Source organism: Nitrobacter vulgaris (assembly GCF_002028545.1).
Taxonomy (GTDB): domain Bacteria; phylum Pseudomonadota; class Alphaproteobacteria; order Rhizobiales; family Xanthobacteraceae; genus Nitrobacter; species Nitrobacter vulgaris.
Genome location: NZ_MWPQ01000046.1, coordinates 1 through 2,624 on the forward strand (window position 1 = coordinate 1; position 2,624 = coordinate 2,624).

At 62.4% G+C, this 2,624-nt stretch carries 2 protein-coding genes; both read right to left on the bottom strand.

Annotated features, from left to right (window positions below; genetic code table 11):
• Nucleotides 1–124: 124 nt before the first annotated feature.
• Nucleotides 125–871, bottom strand: a complete 747-nt coding sequence (istB, locus tag B2M20_RS12655; RefSeq protein WP_009797930.1) for an IS21-like element helper ATPase IstB — start codon at nt 869–871, stop codon at nt 125–127.
• A 9-nt stretch (nt 872–880) separates the two neighbouring features.
• A complete protein-coding gene (istA, locus tag B2M20_RS12660; protein ID WP_079447413.1) occupies nt 881–2,407 on the bottom strand; it encodes an IS21 family transposase in 1,527 nt (508 codons plus the stop codon).
• Nucleotides 2,408–2,624 lie beyond the last annotated feature (217 nt).

The following is a 2,624-nucleotide window of genomic DNA, read 5'->3' on the forward strand; positions in this document are numbered from 1 at the left end:
TGCGGATTCCGATGAAGTCGCCCGGGCATTCCGAGATGATGCCGCCCATAGATTCCGACATGATGTCGCCCAGGGCGCGTGCCTCGCTGGCTGCTAAAGTTGTGCCATTGCTTGTTGTGAATGGTCAATCTTTTTTGGTGGACCTTTCGCGGGTGCGGCGCAGGCTGTCTCCAGTGAGATCGATGCGGTGAGCGTTGTGGACGAGGCGGTCGAGGATGGCGTCGGCGTAGGTTGGATCGCCGATGACATCGTGCCATTTGTCGACCGGGAGCTGGCTGGTGACGATCGTGGATCGTCGTCCATGGCGTTCTTCGAGAATTTCCAGCAGGTCATGTCGAGCGGCGGCATCGAGAGGTTCGAGGCCCCAATCGTCTAATATAAGGAGTTGCACGCCCCCGAGCGCCCGCAGCAGTCGGGCATAACGACCGTCGCCGCGTGCCAGCGCGAGATCGGCGAAGAGCTTGGGAACGCGCTGATAGAGAACGGATCGGTTGTTACGGCAAGCTCGGTGTCCGAGAGCGCAGGCGAGCCAACTTTTGCCGACTCCGGTCGGGCCGCTCAGGATGACGTTATCGTGGGCGTCGATCCAGCGGCCCTCGGCGAGCTTCTGGAATAGCGCGCGGTCGAGACCGCGCGTGGCCCGGTAATCGACATCCTCGACAGCCGCTTGGTGGCGCAGCCTTGCATACCGGAGCCTGGCCGTCAGCTTTCTGTCGTGTCGATAAGTCATCTCGCGGTCGAGCAGCAGCGCAAGCCAATCCAGATGCGGAAGCGCGGCGGCGTCGCTGGATGCGGCGACTCCATCGAAGGCTTTGGCCATGCCGAACAGCCCGAGTTGATTGAGCTGATCGAGGGTGGGATGGGTGAGCATGTGATCTCCTCAATGGTAATAGCGCGGGCCACGGATATTGGGGTGGAGGATCGTCACCCCGTCCGGGCCGCGCGGTCGGTCGGTGTGGCGGTCCAAATTGTTGTCGAGGATCGATCTGACGGAACCGTAGGTCCGTGCCCCAATGTCGAGCGCGCGCGTCGCGGCGGCCTCGACCCTGGCCATGCCGAACGGCTTGACCAGCCGCACGATTCCCAGACAGGCCCGAAAGCCCTGTTCGGGATGCGGGCGATGCTCCAGGATCAGGTCGCACAACGCCGCCGTCGACGGTCCAATCAAGGCGGCGTCTTTGCGGATGCGATCGAGTGTCCAGTTGGCGTAACGCCGGTGGCTGGAGGGCATGTGTTCTTGCACGGTCGTGTGTTTGCCGTTGCCGCTCGAGCGGAGATGCGCGGCGATCCGCTCGCCCTTGGCGAATACTTCGACGGTGCGGCCGGTGAGCCGAACCTCGACCTCGGTACGGGCGAAGCGATGCGGCACGCTGTAATAATGCTTGTCGATATCGACGTGATAATCGATCCCGACCCGGCGGGCGCGCCATTCGGCGAACACATAAGGCTCAGCCGGCAAGGGCCTGAGCGCCGGCCGATCGAGATCTTCGAGAAGCTGGCGCCGCGTTACGCCGAGACGCCGGATCGGGCGTTCGTCGTTCAGTCGCACCAGTAATCCTCTGATGGCTTCGTTCAACTCGCCCAGGCTATGGAATCTCCTATTGCGCAGGCGGCCCAGAATCCAGCGTTCCATGATCAACACACAGGCTTCGACCTTGGCCTTGTCGCGTGGCTTGCGCGGTCTCGCCGGCAAGATGCCGATGCCGTAATGCGCGGCCATCTCCGTATAGGTCCTGTTGACCTGAGGCTCGTACAGGCACGCCTTGATGACCGCCGTCCTGGTGTTGTCCGGCACCACAAGCCGGGGTACCCCGCCGAGGGCCTCGAAGGCACGCGTGTGCGCACCGATCCAGTCGGCGAGCGATTGCGTCCACGTCGCCTCCGCATAGGTGAAGTTCGATGCCCCCAGGACGGCGACAAAAATCTGCGCCTTCCTGATCTCGCCGGTCAGTCGGTCAATTACCACCGGCGCGGTGTCGCCGGCGTAATCGACGAACAGCTTGTCGCCACCTAAATGGGTTTGCCGCATCGTGACGGAGATCTTGCCTTCCCAGGCCCGATAAAGCTCGCAGAAGCGGCTGTAGCGATATCCTTCCGGGTGAGCCTCGATGTACTCGTCCCACAGGATCGACAAGGTGACGTGCTTGCGCTTCATCTCCCGGTGCAGGATCGACCAGTCCGGCTCGACGCTGCGGCGATGACCCTGCTTCTTGCCGGCGTTCTTGTAGAGCTTTGCTTCCAGCTCGCTGTCGGTGACGGTCTCGGGCAGCGGCCAGGTCAACCCAAGCGACTGGAAACGCGCAATCGTCGCCCGTACTGTCGATGACGCCAAGCCGGTACGCCGCGCCACCTCGCGCTTGGAAATCCCTGCAAACCTCAAACGTAAAACTTCGCGTACCACCCGCATCGCAACCCTCTCCGCCGGCATCGATCCACTCCTCAGCCAAAGCCAAAGAAACGGACCTTACAAACGGCCAGCAGGGCTCTCCGACATCCCGCCACCCCGGGCGACATCATCCCGGAATGCTGGGCGAGGATTAATCGGAATGCTGGGCGACAATTAATCGGAACAGGTGGGCGGCATCATCCTGGAATAGGTGGGCGGCTTGCTCCGGAATCAGCAG

Bases quoted from the DNA above. Each gene is read 5' to 3' on its own strand.
- istB (WP_009797930.1), bottom strand. From the start codon at position 871: ATGCTCACCCATCCCACCCTCGATCAGCTCAATCAACTCGGGCTGTTC.
- istA (WP_079447413.1), bottom strand. From the start codon at position 2,407: ATGCGGGTGGTACGCGAAGTTTTACGTTTGAGGTTTGCAGGGATTTCC.